The organism is Enterococcus sp. DIV1368f (assembly GCF_051712245.1).
Lineage (GTDB): Bacteria > Bacillota > Bacilli > Lactobacillales > Enterococcaceae > Enterococcus > Enterococcus faecalis.
Genome location: NZ_JBIOON010000001.1, coordinates 1904169 through 1928920, shown reverse-complemented (window position 1 = coordinate 1928920; position 24752 = coordinate 1904169). Strand labels below are relative to the sequence as shown.

The window sequence follows — 24752 nt, the reverse complement described above, 5'->3', positions numbered from 1 at the left end:
AATAGGAAGGATGGTCTTTTGAAATACACAATTGCTGGGATTTTATCTGTGATTATTATGTTTGGTGCGGTAATTTTTGTCTTTTTTGGCAAAAAGCCAGTTGAAGAATCTGTTCACACATCAACTGAAACAACAGTGAAATCATCCACTAAAATTTCTGAAAGTAGTACAGTTTCTTCAACTGCTACCACTGAATCAAGTACTGAAATCACGAGCGTAAGCAGTGATGAAAGTTGATAATTTTCTGTGAAAATGATACAATTATTCGGTTATAGTAACAAATGAAATCAATCACGAAAGTGAAAGATAGTGAAACATTTTATCGGAAAATAAAAGATGAAGTGGGGAATTAATGAAGTGAGCAACTATCAGAAAAAAAGAAAAAAGCAGCTGAATTTGCCAAAGTTATTCTTAGGCGTAGTTGTCGTCGGTTTGGCCTTTGTCTTTTCGTTATCTGTCCTTTCTGATTCAGATAAGGGACAAAACGAGTCAGTCAATCGCCAAAATGAAAACATCTCAAAAGAAGAATTTGTTGCTGAAATCACACCGTATGCACGTGAATTACAAGAATCTTACGGGGTATTACCAAGTATTATTATGGGGCAAGCAGTTTTAGAATCAAATTTTGGACAAAGTCAATTAGCATCGAAATATAACAATCTTTTTGGGATTAAAGCATATGGCAATCAACCAAAAGTCAATTTAGAAACAAAAGAGTATGTCAATGAGGTCTGGATTACGATTCAGGGTGATTTTCGAGTTTATGACAATTGGGAAGAATCCATGCGAGATCATACCAAGTTATTTGTTGATGGAGTCGATTGGGATCCAAATTTATATGAAAAAGTCTTGTTAGCCAAAAATTATAAAGAGGCTGCACAAGCGCTTCAAGATGCTGGATACGCAACGGATCCTACATACGCTGATAAGATCATTCATGTAATTGAAGAATACAATTTAAATAAATACGACCGTTAAGCATGGAGGAACGATGACAATGAGCGAAAAGTGGATTCCAGAAATTATGACGCCGCTGAAACAAGATATTGTAAAAATGCCAGAGATTATTCGGCAAGCCAGTGGCATTAAAATTTTTGGCCGTAAAATAAAATCAATTATTTTTACGACAGATATTGCGATTATCCGCAATACGGATGCACAGGCAGTGATTGCTGTATATCCTTTTACACCGCATCCAGCGATTACAAAAGGCATTATTGAAGCAGCGGATATTCCTGTCTTTTCAGGAGTCGGCGGCGGTTTAACGCAAGGCATGCGTTCTGCTTATATGAGTTTATTTGCAGAAGCACAAGGCTCAATGGGTGTCGTTTTGAATGGTCCTACACCAATTGAAACAATTAAAATGGTGGATGAAGCAATCGATATTCCTATTATCAGCACAGTAACTTCTATTCATACGCCAATTGATGAAAAACTTGCGGCTGGCGTGGATATGATTAATATCAGTGCAGGAAAAGACACTGCAGCCACTGTACGCTATTTCCGTGGCAAGTATCCAGAATTACCGATTATTGCAACAGGAGGACCAACTGAATCGAGTATTCATGAAACCATTATCGCCGGAGCGAATGCTATTACATATACGCCCCCTAGTAACGGTGAATTATTCAGCAAAAAAATGAAAAAATATCGTGAACAAGAAAAAGCAACCGATGAAGAATAAAAAAACGCTTTGGCAGGATAGACTGCCAAAGCGTTTTTGGCTATTTAATGTTCGCTTTTACGGAACAATGGAAGAATGAACCAATTATTTGAAAATTCTAATGAAAAAAAGCTGTTAAACCATTGAAAGTTAGAGATTTTTGTACTATCCTAGAGAAACATAGAAGCTTGTATAAGGTCAAAATACGGTTGACCGTCTCTACCCAGCACCGTAAATGCTGGTCTATAAGTGAAGAAGAGCGGATAGCCCTTTTTTGCTTTGGCAAAATGGGCTTTTTTCTTTTGTTAGAACACGAATATAAATAGCACTTTGTTTTATTTCGTTCGTTTTTAACGAACCGTCCTTTCCTCAGGATGAGAACAAAGCATCTATCGAAAAATAAGTAAAGGAGTTCATATTGTGAAGGAATTAGTCGAACGTATTAAAAATGATGGCCGTGTATTAGGTGAAGGTGTTTTAAAAGTAGATAGTTTTATTACGCACCAAGTGGATCCAGAATTGATGGAGGCTATGGGTAATCGTTTTGCTGAGGTTTTCGCAGAAGCAGGCATTACCAAAGTAATTACAATTGAAGCATCAGGAATCGCTCCTGCCTTATACGCAGCGCAAAAATTAGGCGTGCCAATGATCTTCGCTCGTAAGGCAAAAAGTTTAACCATGGATGAAGAGCTTTTAACAGCTTCAGTTTATTCATTTACAAAACAAGTGACAAGCCAAATTTCCATTTCAAGAAAATTCTTATCTGATGCTGATAAAGTGTTGATTATTGATGACTTTTTAGCTAACGGACAAGCTGCCAAAGGATTGGTAGAATTGTGCCAACAGGCTGGTGCAAAGGTTGAAGGAATTGGTATCGTAATTGAAAAATCATTCCAAGATGGTCGTCAGTTATTAGAAGACATGGGCTTAAATGTAGTCTCTTTAGCACGTATTGCTTCATTAAGTGAAGGAACGGTGACGTTTTTAGAGGAGGATGCATAATCTTGGAAACAAAACAATTGAATACACCACAACAGACGGAAACATCAAATGGAAAAGCCGCCGTTTTAGGATTGCAACATTTATTAGCGATGTACGCTGGGGCAGTTGCCGTACCTTTATTAATCGGAACCGGCTTGAATTTTGATTCGCAACAAATGACGTATTTAATTTCAATCGATATTTTTATGTGCGGTGTTGCGACACTTTTACAATTAACGGTGAATAAGTTTTTTGGGATTGGCTTGCCAGTCGTTTTAGGTTGTGCCATTCAAGCAGTTGCGCCTTTAATCATGATTGGTACGAACAAAGGGGTTGGGGCAATTTACGGTTCAATTATTGCTTCGGGCATTTTTGTCGTTCTTATTGCAGGATTTTTCTCAAAAATTAAACGTCTATTTCCGCCTTTAGTCACCGGCACAGTCATTACAGTTATTGGTTTGACCTTAATTCCTGTTGCTGTTGAAAAAATGGGTGGCGGCTTAGCAACGGACAAAAGTTTTGGTGATCCTAAAAACTTGCTCCTCGCATTTGTAACAATTGCCTTAATCATTGTTGTGCAAGTTTGGGGACGTGGCTTTATCAAGTCAATTGCCGTGTTAATCGGCCTAGTCGGCGGCACAATTTTAGCTGCGTTTCTGGGATTAGTGGATTTGTCTCCTGTTAGTCAAGCTACGTGGTTTCATTTTCCACAGCCATTTTATTTTGGCAAACCAACGTTTGATCTTTCTTCTATTGTGTTGATGATTATTATTTCAATTGTTAGTATGGTTGAATCAACAGGTGTTTATTTTGCCTTAGGAGATATTACAGGGAAGAAAATTGGCGAAGATGATTTACGTCGTGGGTATCATGCAGAAGGTTTAGCCGTCATTTTAGGGGGGATTTTTAATACGTTTCCTTATACAGGTTTCTCTCAAAATGTCGGGTTAGTTCAATTATCTGGGATCAAAACACGTCGACCAATTTATTTTTCTGCTTTTTTCTTAATTATTTTAGGCTTATTACCAAAAATTGGTGCGATGGCCCAAATTATCCCAGAGCCAGTTTTAGGTGGTGGAATGCTGGTTATGTTTGGAATGGTGGCTGTCCAAGGAATGCGCATGTTGTCAAAAGTTGACTACTCAAATGACAAAAATTTATTAATTATTGCCATCTCGATTGGCTTTGGTTTAGGCTTTAATATTATGCCGACGCTCTTTAATAAAGTACCAGAAACTGTTAGCATGTTTACTGGTAATGGAATTGTCATGAGCAGCATTACCGCAATTATTTTAAATCTTTTATTCAATGGTTTAAAAGAAACCTCAGAAAGTAACGAATAGTTTCAAAAAAAGTATGATAGATAAGGTCAGGTGGCTTTTCTTTCATACTTTTTTGACCTCATCATCGTTTAGAAAAATTTAATGTTTTCATTAATCTGAAGAGAATAAGAGAAAAAAGCTTGGTTACAAAGAGACGAGTAGTAAGTTACCGCTGTTTTATCCTAAAGTATGTTAATAAATTCTGATGAGAAAACCTAATGGAAACACTGCTGGCACTTGAAGTTGAGCCTTTTTCCTTGTATCATGTAAAAAGAGCACTCTTAAAGGCTAGACTGCGACGAGAAACCGCAGAAGGATTTTAAGGATAAAACTGTGATGGAAAGTTGTGATGAACTTGGATAAACCACTATTACCTGGTCAAGTGATTGGTATCATTGGTGGCGGACATTTAGCAAAAATGATGGCCCTTAGTGCAAGAGAAATGGGGTTTCGAGTGGGTGTGCTAGATCCACAAATTGATTGTCCTGCTGCACAAGTTGCCGATTGGCAATTATTAGGAGCATATAATGATCCTGAAGCGTTAGAGAAATTGGCAAAACGTGCCCAAGTGATTACGTATGAATTTGAACATGCAGATGTTGATGCGTTAACAGCGATTCAACATTTAGCGAATATACCACAAGGAACAGACATTTTAGCGATTACGCAAGATCGCTTAATGGAAAAAAGTTTCTTGGAAGATAATAATATTGTGATTGCACCTTATGCAACGATTGTTAGTCCGACTGATATTCAAGAAGCAATTGATGGCATTGGCTACCCGTGTATCTTGAAGAACACGCGAGGGGAAGGTCGTTATGTACTACATAGTACTTCAGACTTAGCGCCATCCATGAATCTTCTAAGAGAAGGAACCTGTGTCTTGGAAGCTTGGATTCCTTACGAAAAAGAATTATCTGTTCTGATTTCTGGTAATGGTCGTGGCGAATTTGCGACATTTCCAGTTGTGGAAACAATTAAAAAAGAGCGTAAGCTACATGAAACGATTGCGCCAGCCCAAATTGATGACGAAGTCAGTGGCGAGTTGCAACGAATTGCTAAGGTGATTGCTAAAGCAGTTGGTTTAGTCGGCACCCTTTCAATTGAAATGTTTTATACAGAAACAGGCGGGATTTATGTAAATAAAATTTTACCTCGTCCAGAAGATGCAGGGAATTTTTCTATAGATGCTTGTTCTTTTAGCCAATATGATACGCATATTCGTGGTTTATGTAATTGGCCAATGCCAACGATTCAACTGTTGTCTGAAGCGATCACGGTCAATGTACTTGGGAATGAAGCCTATGAAACGATGGACATTATTAATGAACATCCAGATTGGCATTTCCACTATTATGGCCACAGTGAAGCAAAAGCGCAACGAGCGATGGGGCATATTACTATATTAACCAAAGAAATTGATGAAACACTGGAAGAAATTAAAGAAACAAAGATTTGGTCGTAATTATTTTTCAAAAATTGAGGAGTAAAGAGGGGATAAGGCACAATGATTGATCGTTATACAAGACCCGAAATGGGCGCAATTTGGACAGATGAGAACCGTTACAAGGCATGGCTAGAAGTTGAAATTTTGGCGGATGAAGCTTGGGCAGAACTTGGCGAAATTCCTAAAGAAGATGTACAAAAAATCCGAGAAAATGCATCATTTGATGTTGCACGTATTTTAGAAATTGAAGCAGAAACCCGTCATGATGTTGTCGCTTTTACTCGTGCCGTTTCAGAAACGCTTGGTGAAGAGCGAAAATGGGTGCACTATGGGTTAACCAGCACAGATGTTGTGGATACTGCCTATGGTTATCTATTGAAACAGGCGAATGATATTTTACGGAAAGATTTACAAACATTTACGGAGATTGTCGGATCCAAAGCTAAAGAGTATAAACATACGGTCATGATGGGAAGAACGCATGGTGTTCATGCAGAACCGACTACATTTGGTTTGAAATTAGCGTTGTGGTATTCTGAAATGAAACGCAATATTGAACGTTTTGAACATGCAGCCAAAGGTGTCGAAGCAGGTAAAATCAGTGGAGCCGTAGGTACCTTTGCCAATATTTCACCATTTGTTGAAGAATATGTTTGCGAACATTTGGGGATCCGTGCTCAAGAGATTTCGACACAAGTTTTACCACGTGATTTACATGCTGAATATGTTTCTGCTATGGCATTAATTGCGACAAGTATTGAAAAATTTGCAACAGAAATTCGTGGTCTACAGAAATCAGAAACGCGTGAAGTAGAAGAATTTTTTGCAAAAGGACAAAAAGGGTCTTCGGCAATGCCGCATAAACGGAATCCAATTGGTTCTGAAAATATGACTGGCTTGGCACGTGTGATTCGTGGTCATGTCATTACTGCCTTTGAAAATGTGAGTTTATGGCATGAACGAGATATTTCTCACTCGTCTGCTGAACGGATTATTATTCCCGATACGACGATTTTGCTAAATTACATGTTGAATCGTTTTGGTAATATTGTCAAAAACTTAACGGTCTTCCCAGAAAATATGAAACGTAACATGGATGCGACCTATGGACTAATTTACAGCCAACGTGTCTTATTAAAATTGATTGACCATGGCATGACACGTGAAGAAGCGTATGATCTGGTCCAACCAAAAACAGCTTACGCATGGGATCATCAAACGGCGTTCCGTCCGTTGCTAGATGCGGATGAAAAAATTACTTCTGTCTTATCAAAAGAAGAGCTAGATGATGCCTTTGATTACCATTATCATTTAAAAAACGTTGACACGATTTTTGAACGTGTTGGTTTAGGATAAAAAGAGAGCAGTTAGGACAAAAACACTTTGTTTTTGTCCTGGCTGCCCTTTTTTATTTTCAGAAAAAAAGTTGAAAAGTTATTTAGTAGAAATTAGAGAAAAAAGTATTAAATTTTAGCGAGCAAACGTCAATAGGTGAAAGAACGACACTTATCTTATGATGTTTGTTCGCTATTTATTTGTTTGCTCTTTAGATTTTAAAGGAGATATTTTTCAAAACAAGAGGGAATTTAGAGGTTTTCATAGGGAGAAAGTGCCGCTAAACCCTTGTGGAATAAGAAGATACTGTTTTTTTAATTATAGGTTTAAAAATTCAAAATTATTTTTTGTGTGTCTTCAGATATAATGAGTCTATTAACGGTAATTCTTAAAAGAAAGGGGGAAAGTTGGTTGAAATGAAATTGTCACAAGCCCCAAATAAGACTACAGGGGATGGAATGAAAGTATTTAGCTATCTCTGTTTTATAATTATTTATTATCTAATCTTCTTACATTTCGAAGTTGCTTTAGCGCAACAACCTGAGTCAAAACCGCTAGCAGGTTTCACAGTTGAAAGTATGATACCAGATAATCAGCTAGATAAGAACCAAACTTATTTTTATTTAGGTGTTCAGCCAAGTAGTCAGCAGATTGTTCAAGTAAAAATCAGAAGTTTGCAAAAAGAACCAGTCACTGTCGCTTTAAGTATTCATGATGCGGTTAACGGAACGGAAGGACAGATTGACTATACGCAGACGAATCCTAAATTAGATTCTAGTTTAACGAATTCCATCACGCAAATTGTACATTTACAAAATAAGGAAGCTACGGTCACTGTAAAAAACTTTGAAGAAAAAATAGTAAATTATGAAATTAGAACGCCTAAAGAGCCATTTTCGGGAGTTAAATTAGGTGCATTACGATTTGTCAAACAACTAGAGGATGAATCATTAACAACTAATCAATTTACATCAACCTATGCTTATACTATTTCAATCATGCTGACAGAAGATAAAGAGCCATTTGATGAAGGAGCAGAATTGAAACTAAAAAAAGTTGATACAACGATCAGCGGTGGCCTACCTGTTGTTCAAGCAACATTCCAAAATCGACAACCAAAAGTTATGAAAGGAGCAACAATTACCAACTGGTTAACCAAAAAAGGTCAGCCAAAAGAGTTACTAAAAAAAGTACAAGCAGATGTGTCAGTGGCACCAAATTCTCTATTAGCTATGGATTTATCATTGAATGAAGTCGCCCTTTCACCGGGAACGTATACTTTCCATAGTCAAGCCAGTGCTGGTAACCAAGAATGGCACTGGCGAAAAGATTTTACAATCACACAAATGCAAGTAAACCAATGGTCGGCTAGTACAGCTTCAGCAATAAGTCAACCGCTTTTGTTAATAGGTCTTAGCGCATTGTGTCTTGTTACAATTAGCGTTTATTTTTATTTTAGAAAGAGTAGGACAAAATAAAGGAATAAAAAGGAAAAGAAGGTGTTGGTTATGAATAAGAAACCGAGTTGTCTTATTTGTGTCATAGTCATATTATTAGGAACGATGATTTTACCAATTAATGGCTTAGCTGAGGGGTCTAAGCCGACAACAGTAACGAGTGAAGTGCAACAAATTATTGAAGATTCATTACCTAAGCTATCAGAGCCATCACAACAAGCGACAGAAACAACCGATTCTTCAACTGCAACAACAGAAACAACCGATTCTTCAACTGAAAAAACTCAAGAAACAGAAGAGACGAAAGAATTAGAAACTGTTTCTTTTACTTGGTCACAACAAGAACCAGAACGGCAAGTGAGTGCAGGCTCGGATTTTTATCTAAAAATAACTAGTAATGTAACCTGGGCGGAAATACAATTGCCTCAGGAAATTCAATATAATCCCCAAAAAAATCAACAATTGAAGGAGCATAGTTCCTATAATCAAGAACAACATAGCTTGGTTTTAAGAAACTTAGCTCAGTTTGGGGAGAGCTACTTGCTGTTGACAACGACAAAAGCAGGAACTTTCACTTTATCAGTCAAAGACAAAAATCAAAAAGAATTGGCTAAAAATTTAGACGTAACGGTTGCTAAAGAACAAATACCTGAGGCTCAAAAGCCACAGGAGCGTAGTGAGCAGAAGCAAACGAAGGAAAACAAAAAAAGTAGTCCGGTCCTTAAATCTAAAACTATTGCCTCAAAAGCGAATGGAATTACGGTCGGTTTGACTGCTCCTGCCACTTATCGTACGTATACCGACTCTACCACAGGAACAGCACCAGATTACTTAACGATTTCTATACCAGTTTCCATCAGCCAAGCGGGCCTCACTGGTACTTCAATTGAACTTCCTTATGGCTTTTATCCAAGTAAAAGCGACCCCGTTTTTAAATACTTTGATAATACAGCACCCATTTTTTCGTTGGTGACACCTAGTACGCCTAATGCTAATTCAATTGTAGCATCGTATGTAAATGATACGACCAATAAAAAGTTGATTATTCGTTTGAAACAAACCAAGACAACATTAGAGACGATTAACTTACGATTTAAATTTAATAACGTCTATAATGCCAAAATCCCACCTGAACAAATCGTGTGGAATAATCTCCAAGCGAAGGTATTTGACAATACCGGTAAACAAATCGCAAGTTCAGGTACGAATAAGACTATAAAAACTAATGTGAATTCTTTGGCTACATATGTAGGTTCTGGTTATGCAGTTCCTATTGACGACAGCTATTTTGACGGTGATATTGTGATGTCAACTACTTATCGCTTTAATTATTTATCTAGAGCAAATTTAGACCCTAGTTATAATCATCAAGTGTATGTTGAAATTCCAACGGGAGCTACATTAAAGGGAACTTTAGCCAATAGATTATTAAAAACAGGAATCACGAACGCACAAGACTCTAGTGTTCCAGTGGGCTTCACTCGGTACTACCAGAAATTAGCAATCTTCAACCCAAGCGCTTTAGAAAACCCAGCAACGCTGATTGATTTATACTATGTCGACACAAGGGTTACTTTAAATAAAACTTATGCAGAAGGTCGTTCTTTTTCTATAAATTTTGGAATGAAGGTAAAACACCTGAATGGGAGAATAACTACGCTCACAAGTACGAAAAAATATATAAAGCGCTCTAGACCAGATTTTCAATTGTCAGGAACAGGGGTTAATTCAGGTTTTGCTGGCACTGTTGAAACAGTTAATAACTTAAATAATTTAGCAACAACCGGACATTTTTACGCTTTTGGCCTTAATACATTTAATCGAACTAGTACTATTAAGAATACTGGATCTAAAGCAATTCAAGGGGTGACATACAAATTACAAGATTTAACTGCAGGCTCAGCTAAAGGAAACTTTACTGATTTATATATTTATGTTTTAACTGATGGAGTGAATACACCAGCCTATTACCGCCCTTGGTTTTATGTGAAAAATGCTGTAACTGGAACGAGTCGTTCTGTTTGGAGTACTACACTAGCTAAGAACAGCAGCTTTAGCCCCGCTTTGCCGACTTTAGCAACTAATGAGTATATTTCAGAAATTTATGTCGTTCCTATGGGAACCGATGGCAAAACAAGAAATTCGTTACCTCCAGGGAACGGAATGACGCTTCGTTATCAAATCAAAAGTTGGCCTACTGGGAAATGGCCAGATGGAACTGCTCTTTCTAAGAAGGTTAATCCAGTCACCTTTGGAGGTACCATGCAGTACCAAGACGCAACCGGTACGCTTAAAGAACTTAAATTAAGAGATAATGAAGTATATTATAATAAAGGCGTAGCTTTGAATGGTTCTGCCAAGTTGGCTAGTGTTAATAGTCAAAATAAACTGCCTGGGGACACGATTAACTATGAAATAATCGGGGAAAATTTTAGCTACTATATGACTACTTCCTATGGGGATTGGACGAATCCTATTATTACAATTAAAGTTCCTAAACAGTTGCGATTAAAAGCTACTACGAAAAAAGATTTTATTGATGACAGTAATCAAGTTACCTATCCAGCTTCGGTGACCGTTGAAACGTTACCAATCAAAGACACGGCGTACAATTATTATCGTTTTAAGACATCCAGCACGGCTTATAAATCTAAAGTATCGGGAAAAAGTAGTATTTTTCGGATTCCATTAGAATTTGTCGTAGATAGTTCAACCGCTTCTGGAAGCTATCAGATTCCTTATGTCGCCTATAGCAGCTCTAAGGCAACGGATTTCTTTAATCGCGTACCTACTCAGCTAAATGCTGCAGAGGCTAAGAAAGTCGGTTTAGACAACGCGAATGAAAATAGCTACGGGGTGAACGCATCTACTGCTAGTAACACCGGTTTCTCCATTGTTGATGCTTCAAAACTGGACAGCGCAACGAATGCTCGTGGATCGGCAACGCAAGCTTGGTCTAGCAGTAATATCTTTGCGGTGGAGAGTAAAGGAACTCCGCAAATGCAAACAGTGATTAAAAACTCAGGGAATACCAGCTTTACGAGCGTTCGGTTATATAACATATTGCCTTCTGCTAGTGATGGTCGTGGTTCAACAGGAAGCATCGGTTTTACAAACTTGACCAATAATAGTGGGACAGCCAAAATTTACTATACAACTAAGCCGGTCGCACAATTACCTGGTTATAATAATAATGATTTACAAGCCTGGAATGCCGCTAAACTAACCAGTTTAGGGTTCACTACAACTAAACCCGCTAATTCAGCTTTAATCACAGCAATCTATGTCGATTTTGGCGCGACCACAATCAAACCAGGCGAGACCTTAGATGCGATTATGGACTTTTTAGTGCCGGAAGCGGAAAATCAAAAAGCGATTAACCAATTTCAATATTCTGCCAAAGAAGCCAAAGCAGGAGCAACTTTAACGGCAGTCAGTAACAAAATCACCTTTAGTACGGAGTTTGCTCAAGTAGCCTATGAACAAAATTTACCAAATGTTATTGTGTCAGGAAGTGGTGTTAAAGGTCTACCTTCTCCGCAAACAATTCAGTTAGATGTCAATGGTGCCGGAAAAGTTATCATTCCAACAACCAAACCAACACTTAGTGGTTATACGTTTGTGGAATGGCAAGATGTTGCAACAGCAACCAAAAAATATCAACCTGGTGCAACGATCAGCTTTACGTCTACTTCAACTACTACAAAAATAACACTGAAAGCTATTTGGAAGCCTATCTCAGTGAATGTGACTTTTAATGCCAATGGGGGCTCGGGTGGTACAGCTGCTAAAGCGTATACTTTTGGGACAGTGGTTAATTTAAGTACTGTTGCGAAGCCAACAAGAACGGGTTACACTTTCCAAGGTTGGGCTACAACAGCCAACGCCGCAATCCCCAATATTACAACAAATCCTCTCGTTAATTATACTTCAGCTAGGACCTATTATGCTGTTTGGAAAGGGAATAGCTATACTGTGAAGTTTGATGCTAATGGAGGAACGGGTACGATGCCTAATACGAGTTTTATTTATGGAATAGGTAAGCCATTACCAGCCAATACTTTTACAAAAGAGAGTAATACATTTCTTGGTTGGGCAAGGACGCGAGCAAGTGAAGTTGTATATACAGATAAACAAATAGTTTCAATATTAACTTCTACTAATAATGGGACTGTAACGTTATATGCGAAATGGAGTGGACAACGGCCTGTATTGATGGGGACACCAAGTACTTTTGATTTTGGCAAACAAGCTATTTCGCCGATGACAAAAAATTACGGATTAAATTCAGCAAACTATGTAGGAAGTCCCGAATTACAACAAGCTGGTTTTAAGTTACGTCTAGAAGATAATCGACCAATCAGCACAGGTTGGAAATTAAACGTTAGTTTATCTGAATTTAAAGATAGTACTGGTAAATCTTTACCACAAGGAGAAGGGATTACCTTGAACTTTGCGAACACTCAACTTCAAAAAGTTCAATATGCTAATACAGCTGTGGAATCAGTAACTAATAGTTTTACCAACGGACCGACGTTAGGTTCTCAAGCTTTTCGATCGGGTGCAACAGCCCAATCAATAATAACAGCAACTGGAACGCAAGGAAGTGGAACTTGGCAACTATATTTTCCTTTTGAAGAGATAAAATTAACTGTGCCTGCAAATGTAGGAGAAATATCAAAAGTATATCAATCTACAGTAACCTGGTCATTGGACGATGTAGTCTAATCTTAGTATGTTTCACTTGAAAGGAAAGTTAATTGTATTAAGAAAAAATATAAGTTTTACAGTAACATTAAAAAACAAACGTATTGTTAAATACGTTTGTTTTTTTCTATACTTTTTTCGATTTATCCTTTATAATGTAACTTAAATAGTTACATTAACTATTTAATGCAAACAAAGGAGGAGAAGTATGGATAAACAACAGCGAGGCATTCAAGTGATTAGAATTTGGCTAGGGGTGACGATGCTAATTCATGGAGTGATGAAAGTAACGTCATTGGAAGATACTTTAGCGTTTTTTGCTAGTATTGGTTTGCCAAGTCTTTTCGTTTATGGTGTAGCGGCAATTGAATTAATTGGTGGGTTATTTATGATTATTGGCTTTTTAATTCCTTTGGTATCAGTAGGATTCATAGCAGTTTTAGTCGGAGCTATTTTTTCTTTTGGTTTGGCAAGTGGTTTTAGTGGTTATGAGTACGAATTATTTTTAGCAATAACCAGTTTGGCTATTTTGATTAGCCATGCCGATAAAAAGTATCTTACGTTAAAACTTTATTTTTAATAAATCAAAGCAATAAAGAGTTGGTCAAACTAGTTGTTATTGCGAAAAAAGCCCTAAATCAGTGATAGTTAGCTGTTTTAGGTTTTTTTTATTGAAAAGGTCAAAAAAGGTCAATTTATTCATTGACCTTTACTGACCAATGGAGTATAATAAATTTATAAGGTTTACAGATACCTTAACTTTTGAAGAAATCCATCAAAAGTCGGATAATAATAATTGTAAAGAATGTTAAAATAAAAAAGACAAAACAATAAACGGGAGGGATCGTTTATGAATATTGAAAAAATGACAACCACGCTACAAGAGGCGATTGCTGAAGCTCAAAAAGTTGCGGTGACACGGCAACATCAAGAAATTGATATCGCACATTTATGGAAAATTTTTCTTCAACCAAACCATTTTGGGCGTAATTTTTACACAGATGCTGGTTTAGATGTTGACGCATTTGAACGAGAAGTAGATAACGCGTTAGATGAATATCCAAGTGTGGCAGGCGGTAATGTGCAATATGGTCAAAATTTAAGTCAAAATTTGTTCCATTTATTGCAAGAAGCTGATTCACTTCGAGAAGAATTCCAAGATGAATTTTTATCAACCGAAATTGTACTTTTAGCTTTAATGAAATTGAAAAATTATCGTTTAACAAAATATTTAATGCAACAAGGTATTACGGAAAAAGAATTAAGAAAAAATATTGAAGAGATGAGAGGAGGAGATCGTGTGACTTCTCAAAACCAGGAAGAACAATATAAAGCACTAGAAAAATACGGTGTTGACTTAGTACAACAAGTAAAAGCAGGAAAACAAGATCCAATCATTGGTCGTGACGAAGAAATTCGTGACGTTATTCGGATTTTATCAAGAAAAACTAAAAATAATCCAGTCTTAATTGGTGAACCAGGTGTTGGTAAAACAGCGATTGTTGAAGGATTAGCACAACGAATCGTTCGTAAAGATGTTCCCGAAAACTTAAAAGATAAAACCATTTTTTCTTTAGATATGGGTGCCTTAATTGCGGGAGCAAAATTCCGTGGCGAATTTGAAGAACGGTTAAAAGCTGTTTTAAAAGAAGTGAAAAAAAGTGATGGCAAAATCATTTTATTCATTGATGAAATTCATAATATCGTCGGAGCTGGTAAAACAGAAGGCAGTATGGACGCCGGGAACTTATTAAAACCGATGCTAGCACGTGGTGAATTGCATTTAATCGGTGCCACAACGCTTGATGAATATCGCCAATATATGGAAAAAGATAAAGCCTTAGAACGTCGTTTCCAAAAAGTATTAGTCAAAGAACCAACAGTAGAAGATACAATTTCTATTTTGCGTGGCTTAAAAGAACGATTTGAAATTCACCACGGCGTGAATATTCATGACAATGCTTTAGTTGCTGCCGCTACTTTATCCGATCGCTATATTACTGATCGTTTCTTACCAGATAAAGCGATTGACTTAGTCGATGAAGCAAGCGCAACGATTCGAGTGGAAATGAATTCAATGCCAACAGAGCTCGATCAAGTAACACGTCGGTTAATGCAACTAGAAATTGAAGAAGCGGCCTTGAAAAAAGAATCGGATGATGCAAGTAAAAAACGGTTAGCCAACTTGCAAGAAGAATTAGCAGATTTGCGTGAAGAAGCTAACTCAATGAAAATGCAATGGGAAACGGAAAAAGAAGAAGTTAATGCGGTTTCCAACAAACGTGCAGAGATTGATAAAGCAAAACACGAATTAGAAGATGCTGAAAATAATTATGATTTAGAACGAGCTGCTGTTTTGCGTCATGGAACAATTCCGCAATTAGAACATGAATTGAAAGAATTGGAAGAAAAAAACGCCAAAGATAACGTCAAAATGGTACAAGAATCGGTTACTGAAAACGAAATTGCGCAAGTGGTCGGTCGTTTAACTGGCATTCCTGTGACAAAATTAGTTGAAGGCGAACGAGAAAAATTAATGAAACTGAATGAAACATTACACAAACGTGTGATTGGTCAAGATGAAGCCGTCGATGCTGTTAGTGATGCGGTGATTCGTTCAAGAGCAGGCTTACAAGATCCAAATCGCCCACTCGGTTCGTTCCTTTTCTTAGGACCAACTGGTGTTGGTAAAACAGAACTTGCTAAAGCTTTAGCTGAAGATTTGTTTGATTCTGAAGATCATATGGTACGGATTGACATGAGTGAATACATGGAAAAACATGCCGTATCTCGTTTGGTTGGTGCCCCTCCAGGCTATGTTGGTTATGAAGAAGGTGGCCAGTTAACGGAAGCTGTTCGTCGAAACCCTTATACAATTGTCTTATTAGACGAAATTGAAAAAGCGCACCCAGATGTCTTTAATATCTTATTACAAGTTTTAGATGATGGTCGTTTGACAGATTCTAAAGGTCGGGTCGTTGATTTTAAAAATACAGTTTTAATTATGACAAGCAACATCGGTTCTCAGCTTTTATTGGAAGGTGTGACACCTGAAGGAACAATTCCAGAAGAAGTTGAAAATCAAGTCATGAATATTCTAAAAGGACACTTTAAACCAGAGTTCTTAAACAGAATTGATGATACCATTTTATTCACACCATTAAGCTTGGATAATGTGAAAGGAATCATTGGTAAAATGACCGCACAACTTGCTCATCGTTTAGAGCAACAAGAAATTGTGTTGGAAATCACAGATGAAGCTAAAACATGGATTGCTGAAAATGGGTATGAGCCAGCTTATGGAGCTCGTCCGTTAAAACGTTTCATTACTCGCGAAGTTGAAACACCATTAGCAAAAGAAATTGTTTCTGGACGAGTAATGCCAAAAACAAAAGTCACGATTAGTCTATTAGACAATCAATTAGTTTTTGAAAATGAACCGATAGAAGAAGTATAAAAAAAGAACGAGCGAATTCGCTCGTTCTTTTTTTGTTATGACAATCGTTGCTTAATTTCTTCCAACAAGTCCTCTTCTGAAGAAACAACCCGACCATTCAATTTAATCAAACCAACTGTGTAAAGGTTTAAATAATGGAATTGATTTTCAGCGACTTCGTTCAAAGCATCAAGCTTTTGGTGATTATCAGCACCTTGTTGGCGGCTGTCTGTGTAAAGGGCAACCACCGGGATTCCTTTGGCATAAGCAACACCAATTTCGGAAGCTACGCCCGCATCAATGGTTGGACCGTCTAATAAAGCAACCAATAAGTCGCTAGCAAGGACATTTTCTGTATCTGCTAAGGCAATCATTTTGCTATCGGCATAAGCAGATTTGTCGTTAATCGCCGCATTTTCTTGTGGTAAATAAAGATCGATTGTTTTATCCAATTGTCGAATTTGTTCGACTAAATAGGCATTATAACGTAAGTCAGCTTGCGAAAATAAAGGTCCTGCAAAATAAATTTTTGTCATTTGTCTGTCTCCAATCCAAGGGTTTAGAAATAATCACTGAAATAAGCTTCTTGGTCAGGAAAAATCCGTTCCAAAGAATTTAAAGTTTCTTTATCTGTATCAATGCGCTCAATTCGATGTAAGTACGAAGGGCGTCGGTAATTCATGACTAAACAAGTTAGTGTTTGAATATCTAAGTGAACGGCGGTGCCTAAAGGTTCATCCGTAATGGTTACTTGATCATTTTCATCCCAAATTAAGCCAAAAATACCATTATTCCACTCAGCGACAGGATCTTTAACAACAAAATGGAAGGGCTTAGCCGTACTTTCAAAAGGAAAATTTTCTAAAAAGGCTTTGACATCGACAATTCGAGCCATATAATAGGGCTCAATGCTTTCTTTAATTTGGCTATCTTCTAAAAGAAAGGCTAATGGTTCGTTTTTATAGATATCGCCCTTGACCCAATAAACCATCGAAAAATGCGCAGTAATAAAATTCCACAAGCCATTTCGGGCTTCTTGGTTCAAGTAAAACATTTCCTTAATATGAAATACCTCATCGGCCACCCAATAAAAAAGTACTCCTAAAGGTTCTTGATTGGCACCATAATAGACAGCAGCAGTTCGTTCTTCCTCGTTTTCGAAACGCCAATATTCTTCCCAGTTGAAGGCACTACGAATGAGTGCGCCGTGATTTTGACGAGCGAATCGCGCATAGACATCAAAGACATCTGGGTGATCGACAGCTAACCGTTCAATCATTCCTGGAACAGGAACGGTTTTTGGTAATTGCGTATCCCGAATTTTAAAAGATAACTTGTCAGACATGATTTCCCAACCTTTACGTCGGTAATAAGGAATGTTGTAAGGGAAAAGATAAGAAATCCACTGTTTATCTTGGCGCATTTCTTCTAATGCCGTTTGAATCAAGTCTTTCATTAAACCGTGGTTGGCATATTCAGGATAGGTACCGACACCAGTAACGCCGCCCATTTTATACAAAGCACCATGGATATTGACTTCGCATGGATAGATAGCAATTTGTGAAATTAATTGATTTTCGTGAAACCAGCCAAATACTTTTGAAAGTTCTAAAATCGGTTGTTTTGATTTGATAAATGCGCGTTTGTTTTCAAAACCACTTTTTTCAATATCTGCTTCAGTCACTTGAAAAACATAGGAAAGAAGTTCATTAAATTGATCAATGTGTTCTTCCTCAACAGGCTTTAAGGTCAGTTGCTTTCGAAATTCTTGTTCATCCATTTTTCCATCTCCAATAAATTTACTGTTTTTAGTATACCAAATTTTTCGAAACTCTGTTAGCCTTTGGAAACCAAAAGAATAAAAGGGAAGTGCTTTAAATCTTCTTCAAAAATTGGTATAATGAAAAGTGCTGATTATCCTAGACCTTTAAACATGATAATTTGATAAAAAAGGCAACTAAAATATAACAATTGATTGATGAAGCTAGCAGGGAGCTAGCTTTTCTTAAAAGAAATGAGGCAAAAAATGAACAATAAAGAAATGAAAGCAAGACAAGAGAAAATTCGTAATTTCTCGATCATTGCCCACATTGACCATGGGAAGTCAACTTTAGCCGACCGGATTTTGGAAAAAACAAATACAGTCAGCAGTCGAGAAATGCAAGATCAATTACTTGATTCAATGGATTTAGAGAGAGAACGCGGCATTACCATCAAATTGAACGCAATTGAATTAAACTATACAGCCAAAGATGGTGAAACCTATACTTTCCATTTGATTGACACACCAGGGCACGTCGATTTCACCTACGAAGTTTCTCGTAGTTTGGCAGCTTGTGAAGGGGCTGTTTTAGTTGTTGATGCGGCGCAAGGAATTGAAGCGCAAACGCTAGCAAATGTCTATTTGGCATTGGATAATGACTTAGAAATTTTACCTGTTATTAATAAAATTGATTTACCCGCTGCTGATCCAGAGCGTGTTCGGACAGAGATTGAAGACGTAATTGGGATTGATGCATCGGAAGCTGTTTTAGCAAGTGCAAAAGCAGGGATTGGGATTGAAGATATTTTAGAACAAGTGGTGGAGTATGTACCAGCTCCATCAGGCGATATTGAGGCTCCTTTAAAGGCTTTGATTTTTGACTCTATTTACGATAGCTATCGAGGAGTTGTTTTAAACATTCGTGTAATTGACGGTGTCGTTCGTCCTGGAGATAAAATCCAAATGATGAGTAACGGTAAAACGTTTGATGTAACAGAAGTCGGCGTTTTTTCACCGAAACCAATTGCTCGTGATTATTTAATGGTTGGTGATGTGGGCTATATCACCGCTAGCATTAAAACGGTTCAAGATACACGGGTTGGGGATACAGTGACTTTGGCTGACAATCCAGCAGCAGAAGCACTACCAGGCTACCGCAAAATGAATCCAATGGTTTATTGTGGCTTATATCCAATTGATACGTCGCGCTACAATGATTTACGGGAAGCATTAGAAAAATTACAATTAAATGATGCGGCGTTACAATTTGAACCAGAAACATCGCAAGCTTTAGGGTTTGGTTTCCGTTGTGGTTTCTTAGGTTTGCTGCACATGGATGTTGTTCAGGAACGTTTGGAACGAGAATTTAATTTAGAGTTAATTACAACAGCACCGTCCGTAATCTATCACGTTAATAAAACTGACGGAACAACCGTTGTTGTTGACAACCCAGCTGAATTTCCAGAACCAGTAACGATTGAATCTGTGGAAGAACCTTATGTTAAAGCGCAAATCATGGTGCCAAACGATTATGTAGGAGCAGTAATGGAATTATCACAACGTAAACGTGGCGAATTCATTACAATGGATTACTTAGACGATTATCGTGTAAACGTAGTTTATGAAATTCCGTTATCTGAAATCGTGTTTGACTTTTTCGATAAATTGAAATCAAGTACAAAAGGCTATGCATCCTTAGATTACGAAATGGCTGGCTATCGTACCAGCCGTCTAGTAAAAATGGATATTCTATTAAATGCTGAAAAAGTGGATGCTTTAAGCTTTATTGTTCACCGAGATTTCGCATTTGAGCGTGGTAAAGCGATTGTTGAGAAACTGAAAAAACTAATTCCACGTCAACAGTTTGAAGTCCCAGTTCAAGCGGCGATTGGTCAAAAAATTGTGGCTCGTTCAGATATTAAAGCCTTACGCAAAAACGTACTGGCTAAATGCTATGGTGGCGATGTTTCTCGTAAACGTAAATTGTTAGAGAAACAAAAAGAAGGGAAGAAACGGATGAAACAAATTGGATCCGTGGAAGTTCCTCAAGAAGCCTTTATGGCGGTTCTGAAGATGGATGAAGATGATCAGAAAAAATCATAAATTTATTCTTTTTTAATTGAAAGTGAGCCGACCCCCAAAAAGTTAGACCTAGGAATCTAACTTTTGGGGGTCGGCTCAACTTATGTCTCACTTCCTAAATCTTAAGATAGTTAGTTGAACAAAAGAAGCCTTTTAAGAAGCCCCTTTTTATTTTTTTAATCTAAACATTTATTCTGTAACCATCTATTATTTTAGTAAAAAATAGATTAATTTACTAAAATAATATATAATAAAGGTAAAATTAGGAGGGAAGCATATGACGTGTATTTCATTATCGATTTTAAATCAAGAACAAGAAGTTAGAAAAGCTAAGATAGATGATTCAGATTCTTTGAAAGAGTTAACTATTACAGGAAAAGATTTTGTTTGTTTAGCTGCTCGGGATTGTCAATTACAAGACGGCGATGTGATTCAAGTTTGTTTAGATACGCCCAATACTTATTTAATGGTGAAGTTAGATGCTACGCTTGATAGCAGTTTAATTTATGTTCCAGAACAAAAATGGACGTTTCCAATCATAAAAAATGAAAACGCTATCGAAGCGCGAGCAGCGTATCGTTTTGAAACCAAGAAACCTTATATAAGTGTGCGTATTGCCACTAAAGAAGAAATTAAGAGTTATCGTAATTGGGCGTTAAATCCACATGATTTACAACATTTTACTGGTGCGTATCCTCATGCATCTGCCAACGTAGAAACGCGAAATGATGCCACTTTTTTTGCTTGTAATGCGATTGATGGTACCTTCGCTAATCTTTATCATGGGCCGTATCCTTATCAATCATGGGGGATTAATCAGCAGTTAGATGCCGCATTAAAAATTGAATTTGGGCGTGAAGTCTTGTTGGATAAAGTGATCTTAACATTACGAGCGGACTTTCCTCATGATAATTATTGGCAACAAGTGACTTTAAAATTTTCCGACGGTACACATGAAGTTTTTAAAACTGTTAAGACTGAGCAACGCCAGAGCTTTACCTTTGCGAAACGGGCAGCGGAGTGGGTGATACTAACAGAGTTAATTCAAGCAGATGAACCATCACCATTTCCAGCATTAACACAAATTGAATTATTTGGTCAAAACAAATAAAAAATAAGGACGGTTCCTTTATAGGAGCGGTCCTTATTTTTTATTTCTGGCGTGGGCTAGTTGTCGATTGGCGGACAACCAATTCTGTGTTTAACAGGACTCTACGAGGAATGCTAGGCATTTGAATTCGTTTGTGCAATAAATTAATGCCTGTCTCGCCCATTTCTTCAGTAAAGGCATGGACAGAGGATAGCGGCGGTGAGACATATTGAGAAATAGAGATATCATTGATCCCCATGACACTAATTTTTTCAGGAACCTTTATACCGTGTGCGGCTAACGTATGTATCACACCGATTGCAAAGGCGTCATTATAAGCAAGAATCGCAGTAGGTAAATCATTTCCCCATTTTTCTAACGCTTCTTCTGTCAATTGTTCCCCCGTTTTGACATCCAACATGCCATTTTCTTTTAAGATAAAATAATCTTCGTTAAACAAGTGATAATGCTGCATAATGTCAAGATAAGCGTTGGTTGTCGGTGTTTTATAGCGACGGAAACCATACATATTTTCGCTTTCTTCGGCACCAATAAAGGCAATTTTTTCGTGGCCCAATTCCAAAAGATGGGTTAAGGCAATCTCGGTTGCTTGATAAAAATCAGTATTTACAGAATCAAATTCTTCCAATGGGAAATTACTGCCAATTACACAAAGATTGGGATGCAGTTGCTGCAACTCTTGTAACGTCTTTTGAGTGAATTTGCCAATTGCCAAAATACCATCAATCCCTTGAAGGTTATGTTGTTCTAATTGAGAAACTTTTAGAATATTGTAACCTAACTCTTCGGCCCGTTTTTCAGCGCCTAAACGAATCGACATATAGTAAATATCCGTTAGTTCTTCGTCATCTGAACGCCACTGAACGACGGCAATCGAAGGCTCTTGCGGAGCTGTTTGTACGGAAAGGTTAGGTGTCAGTTGCTCCTGCTGTTTGTTTTTATTTTTAGTTTTATATTTCGTATAATTCAGGGTTTCTGCTGCTTCAAAAATTTTTCGCTTGGTTTCCTCTGTAACGGATAAGTTTGGATCATAGTTCAGAACTCGCGATACAGTTGAAATTGAAACATTCGCGACTTTTGCGATATCTGTGATAGTTGCCATTCTAAATGCCTCCTTCTCAAGTACTATTATAGCATATAGTATATTTCTTTTTAGTAAAAAAAAGCAAGAAAAAGCTTTTTTTACTTTTTTTTAGCAAAAACTATTGATTTTTTGACTAAAAAAATATACTATAAAGTCAAAGAAAGCGCTTTAATTCGATGGAGAAGGTGGTTTAGTGAAAAGATTTTCACTTTTTTTACTAATTTTACTTACTTTAACAGGTTGTAAATCTGGTGAAAAAGAATTTGATGAAGAGTCTCTTCAAAATCTAAAGGAAACGGCACAGTCTTATTCAGAAACAGAATTACAAAATGGTGACGTTCGTTTAAATGAATATATTTCTTTGAAAGGGGAGATTGTTGAGAGTGACAGTCGTTCCAGTTTAATAAAAAAAGGTGATCGTTTTATTTTGAAAAGTGGTTCTAGTAAATATCAAGTTTTTAATGAGCAAAAGAAAAAATTGAAAATTGGTGACGAAGTGACAGTTTACGGAGAATATTACGGCTTTTTGAAAGGGACATTAATTGAAAGTGAGGAGAATCATGATTCAGCCACGAATTAGACAGAATCCTTTTGAAACATACGAAGAAGTTGCAGAAGGATTTGAAGATTTATTAGCGCCACTGGAATTGTTTTTTGATCGAGAGTATCAAGGTCATCTGGATTTAGGGACACACGGGACAGTTTATTCTAAAGGAACACGTGATGCGGAGGCATTTTTACGACCATTATGGGGACTAGGTCCTTATGTAACGCAAAATGAAAGTGAGTATTTGAATGACTTTCTAACGGGAATTATCGAAGGCACCGATCCTGAGAGTTCATCTTATTGGGGAAAAACAAAAGATTATGATCAATTGATTGTTGAGATGGCAGCATTAAGTACATTTCTTTTGTTAAACAAAGAAAAAACGTGGGACCAATTAACAAAAGAACAGCAAAACAATTTACACAGTTGGCTGATACAAGCCAATGAAAATATTATTCCGCCAAATAATTGGCATTTCTTTAGAGTGTTGCTGAATTTAGCGATGAAACATTGTGAAATGCCGTATTCAAAAGAACAGATCGCTGTTGATTTGGCTGTAATTGATCGTTTTTATGTCGGTAATGGTTGGTATTATGACGGAGTCGAGACACAAGTTGATTATTATGTTTCTTTCGCTATTCATTATTATAGTTTATTGTATTGTCGTTTTGCCCCGGAAGATACCGCAAGAGTGGCTATTATGAAGGAACGAGCAACTTTGTTCGCGCAAGAGTTTAAATATTGGTTTACTCAGCCAGGAGAAGCGATTCCCTTCGGACGTAGCTTAACATATCGTTTTGCTCAAGTGTCATTTTTTAGTGCCTTAGTTTTTGCAGATGTTGAAGCATTGCCGTGGGGTGAGATCAAAGGTCTAATCAGCCGACATCTTCATCAATGGATGAACAAAGATATTTTTACAACAGATGGATTATTGTCGGTAGGTTATGATTATCAAAATATGGTCTTTGCCGAAGGCTATAATGGTCCTGGTTCACCTTATTGGGCCTTTAAAACATTCATTTTGTTAGCGGTTCCAAAAGATCATCCTTATTGGCAAGCAGAAACACAGCCTATTAGTTTTCCAGAAAAACACTTACCTTCACCAGAAAGTCGGAACTACTATCAAGTAAATGATGCAGGGACACATGGTTTAATGTTTCCAGCGGGACAATTTATTAATTATCAAGCTCATGCGCATGATAAATATAGTAAATTTGTTTATTCTTCCCATTTTGGTTTCAGTACTATAAAGAGTGATTATTGGTATTACGAAGGTGCTTATGATAATTGCTTGGCTTTAGCTGAAGACGACCATTATTTCCGCACGAAAGGATTAGATGATCAGTACGAAATTCTTGATGATCGTATCATTCATCAATGGCATCCTTGGTCCGATGTAGCAATCAAAACGACAATTGTACCATTAGAAGGCCAACATTTACGGATCCACGAAATTGAGACACAACGTGCATTAGTGGCTTATGAAGGTGGCTTCTCAATCCCGCTCTTCGATGAAAAGGTCACTTGCGTTTCTGATCAAATGGCTGAGGTAAAAAATGCAAAAGGTGTGTCAAAAGTAGAAAATATCAACGGTTTTTCTGAAGCTGCGATTATTCGGACAGAACCGAATACAAATTTACTTTATCCGTTAACGGAGTTGCCATATTTGAAAGCAAACTTGTCGAAAGGGAAACATCTTTTAATTTCATTGGTGACAGGCGTACTACCGAATGAACAAATTGAGCCAGTTAAAGTTAGGTTAAAAGAAAATCAGCTTTTAGTTGAAGAAAAAGTTGTAATTTTGGGGAATTAGGGGGA

General features: G+C 37.3%; 18 protein-coding genes and 1 riboswitch. Of the genes, 15 read left to right on the top strand and 3 right to left on the bottom strand.

The features are described 5' to 3' along the window. The first annotated feature begins 57 nt into the window (after positions 1–57). The 11 genes from IGL07_RS09440 to clpB all read left to right on the top strand — a co-directional run bounded on the left by IGL07_RS09440 (position 58) and on the right by clpB (position 16369). Positions 58–237 carry a hypothetical protein gene (locus IGL07_RS09440; RefSeq protein ID WP_002384259.1) on the top strand — a complete coding sequence of 60 codons (180 nt, stop codon included), beginning with the start codon at positions 58–60 and terminating at the stop codon, positions 235–237. A 99-nt stretch (positions 238–336) separates the two neighbouring features. Then, positions 337–978, top strand: a complete 642-nt coding sequence (locus IGL07_RS09435; protein ID WP_010712655.1) for a glycoside hydrolase family 73 protein — start codon at positions 337–339, stop codon at positions 976–978. Positions 979–997: 19 nt separating this feature from the next. Next, the gene (locus IGL07_RS09430; RefSeq protein WP_002356802.1) at positions 998–1684 is read left to right on the top strand and encodes a hydrolase; all 687 of its coding nucleotides are present in this window, start codon (positions 998–1000) and stop codon (positions 1682–1684) included. Positions 1685–1831: 147 nt separating this feature from the next. Continuing rightward, positions 1832–1929: riboswitch (purine riboswitch) on the top strand. Positions 1930–2083: 154 nt separating this feature from the next. Further along, positions 2084–2665 (top strand): xanthine phosphoribosyltransferase, encoded by a 582-nt coding sequence (locus IGL07_RS09425; RefSeq protein ID WP_002356804.1) that lies wholly within the window; start codon positions 2084–2086, stop codon positions 2663–2665. A gap of 2 nt (positions 2666–2667) precedes the next feature. Further along, a complete protein-coding gene (locus IGL07_RS09420; RefSeq protein WP_010712654.1) occupies positions 2668–3987 on the top strand; it encodes a nucleobase:cation symporter-2 family protein in 1320 nt (439 codons plus the stop codon). A gap of 328 nt (positions 3988–4315) precedes the next feature. Then, positions 4316–5431, top strand: coding sequence for a 5-(carboxyamino)imidazole ribonucleotide synthase (gene purK, locus IGL07_RS09415; protein WP_010712653.1), 1116 nt, complete (start codon positions 4316–4318; stop codon positions 5429–5431). Between the two features lie 42 nt (positions 5432–5473). Beyond that, positions 5474–6769: an adenylosuccinate lyase gene (gene purB, locus IGL07_RS09410; RefSeq protein WP_010817495.1), complete on the top strand. Its 1296-nt coding sequence runs from the start codon at positions 5474–5476 to the stop codon at positions 6767–6769. Between the two features lie 395 nt (positions 6770–7164). After that, positions 7165–8226: a DUF916 and DUF3324 domain-containing protein gene (locus tag IGL07_RS09405; RefSeq protein ID WP_010817494.1), complete on the top strand. Its 1062-nt coding sequence runs from the start codon at positions 7165–7167 to the stop codon at positions 8224–8226. A 30-nt stretch (positions 8227–8256) separates the two neighbouring features. Continuing rightward, positions 8257–12933 (top strand): WxL domain-containing protein, encoded by a 4677-nt coding sequence (locus tag IGL07_RS09400; protein ID WP_010817493.1) that lies wholly within the window; start codon positions 8257–8259, stop codon positions 12931–12933. A gap of 187 nt (positions 12934–13120) precedes the next feature. After that, a complete protein-coding gene (locus tag IGL07_RS09395; RefSeq protein ID WP_002368998.1) occupies positions 13121–13492 on the top strand; it encodes a DoxX family protein in 372 nt (123 codons plus the stop codon). A 270-nt stretch (positions 13493–13762) separates the two neighbouring features. Next, entirely contained in the window at positions 13763–16369 is a 2607-nt protein-coding gene (clpB, locus tag IGL07_RS09390) for an ATP-dependent chaperone ClpB (RefSeq protein WP_002356811.1), read from the top strand. Between the two features lie 35 nt (positions 16370–16404). Here the strand turns inward: clpB and IGL07_RS09385 are convergent, their stop codons facing one another. Beyond that, positions 16405–16884 carry a nucleoside 2-deoxyribosyltransferase gene (locus IGL07_RS09385; RefSeq protein ID WP_002362157.1) on the bottom strand — a complete coding sequence of 160 codons (480 nt, stop codon included), beginning with the start codon at positions 16882–16884 and terminating at the stop codon, positions 16405–16407. A gap of 23 nt (positions 16885–16907) precedes the next feature. Next, on the bottom strand, positions 16908–18128 hold the full coding sequence (locus IGL07_RS09380) for a GNAT family N-acetyltransferase (protein WP_438747326.1): 1221 nt from the start codon (positions 18126–18128) through the stop codon (positions 16908–16910). A 246-nt stretch (positions 18129–18374) separates the two neighbouring features. On the opposite strand from IGL07_RS09380, the gene lepA reads away from it, so the two are divergent. Then, positions 18375–20213, top strand: a complete 1839-nt coding sequence (gene lepA / locus IGL07_RS09375; protein ID WP_002362887.1) for a translation elongation factor 4 — start codon at positions 18375–18377, stop codon at positions 20211–20213. A gap of 256 nt (positions 20214–20469) precedes the next feature. Then, positions 20470–21303: a hypothetical protein gene (locus IGL07_RS09370; RefSeq protein WP_002369000.1), complete on the top strand. Its 834-nt coding sequence runs from the start codon at positions 20470–20472 to the stop codon at positions 21301–21303. Positions 21304–21343: 40 nt separating this feature from the next. Here the strand turns inward: IGL07_RS09370 and IGL07_RS09365 are convergent, their stop codons facing one another. Then, the gene (locus IGL07_RS09365; protein WP_010817492.1) at positions 21344–22405 is read right to left on the bottom strand and encodes a LacI family DNA-binding transcriptional regulator; all 1062 of its coding nucleotides are present in this window, start codon (positions 22403–22405) and stop codon (positions 21344–21346) included. 175 nt (positions 22406–22580) lie between these two features. Between IGL07_RS09365 and IGL07_RS09360 the strand changes: the two genes are divergently transcribed. Together IGL07_RS09360 and IGL07_RS09355 are read left to right on the top strand one after the other, a co-directional pair. Further along, positions 22581–22967 (top strand): hypothetical protein, encoded by a 387-nt coding sequence (locus IGL07_RS09360; RefSeq protein WP_010712644.1) that lies wholly within the window; start codon positions 22581–22583, stop codon positions 22965–22967. Then, entirely contained in the window at positions 22948–24747 is a 1800-nt protein-coding gene (locus tag IGL07_RS09355) for a DUF2264 domain-containing protein (RefSeq protein ID WP_002359866.1), read from the top strand. The genes IGL07_RS09360 and IGL07_RS09355 overlap by 20 nt, the downstream gene beginning before the upstream one ends. Positions 24748–24752 lie beyond the last annotated feature (5 nt).

What these genes read in the sequence shown, in the direction of transcription:
- IGL07_RS09440 (WP_002384259.1), top strand. Translation starts at nt 58, where the DNA reads ATGTTTGGTGCGGTAATTTTTGTCTTTTTTGGCAAAAAGCCAGTTGAA.
- IGL07_RS09435 (WP_010712655.1), top strand. Translation starts at nt 337, where the DNA reads ATGAAGTGGGGAATTAATGAAGTGAGCAACTATCAGAAAAAAAGAAAA.
- IGL07_RS09430 (WP_002356802.1), top strand. Translation starts at nt 998, where the DNA reads ATGAGCGAAAAGTGGATTCCAGAAATTATGACGCCGCTGAAACAAGAT.
- purK (WP_010712653.1), top strand. Translation starts at nt 4,316, where the DNA reads ATGAACTTGGATAAACCACTATTACCTGGTCAAGTGATTGGTATCATT.
- purB (WP_010817495.1), top strand. Translation starts at nt 5,474, where the DNA reads ATGATTGATCGTTATACAAGACCCGAAATGGGCGCAATTTGGACAGAT.
- IGL07_RS09405 (WP_010817494.1), top strand. Translation starts at nt 7,165, where the DNA reads ATGAAATTGTCACAAGCCCCAAATAAGACTACAGGGGATGGAATGAAA.
- IGL07_RS09400 (WP_010817493.1), top strand. Translation starts at nt 8,257, where the DNA reads ATGAATAAGAAACCGAGTTGTCTTATTTGTGTCATAGTCATATTATTA.
- IGL07_RS09395 (WP_002368998.1), top strand. Translation starts at nt 13,121, where the DNA reads ATGGATAAACAACAGCGAGGCATTCAAGTGATTAGAATTTGGCTAGGG.
- clpB (WP_002356811.1), top strand. Translation starts at nt 13,763, where the DNA reads ATGAATATTGAAAAAATGACAACCACGCTACAAGAGGCGATTGCTGAA.
- IGL07_RS09385 (WP_002362157.1), bottom strand. Translation starts at nt 16,884, where the DNA reads ATGACAAAAATTTATTTTGCAGGACCTTTATTTTCGCAAGCTGACTTA.
- IGL07_RS09380 (WP_438747326.1), bottom strand. Translation starts at nt 18,128, where the DNA reads ATGGATGAACAAGAATTTCGAAAGCAACTGACCTTAAAGCCTGTTGAG.
- lepA (WP_002362887.1), top strand. Translation starts at nt 18,375, where the DNA reads ATGAACAATAAAGAAATGAAAGCAAGACAAGAGAAAATTCGTAATTTC.
- IGL07_RS09370 (WP_002369000.1), top strand. Translation starts at nt 20,470, where the DNA reads ATGACGTGTATTTCATTATCGATTTTAAATCAAGAACAAGAAGTTAGA.
- IGL07_RS09365 (WP_010817492.1), bottom strand. Translation starts at nt 22,405, where the DNA reads ATGGCAACTATCACAGATATCGCAAAAGTCGCGAATGTTTCAATTTCA.
- IGL07_RS09355 (WP_002359866.1), top strand. Translation starts at nt 22,948, where the DNA reads ATGATTCAGCCACGAATTAGACAGAATCCTTTTGAAACATACGAAGAA.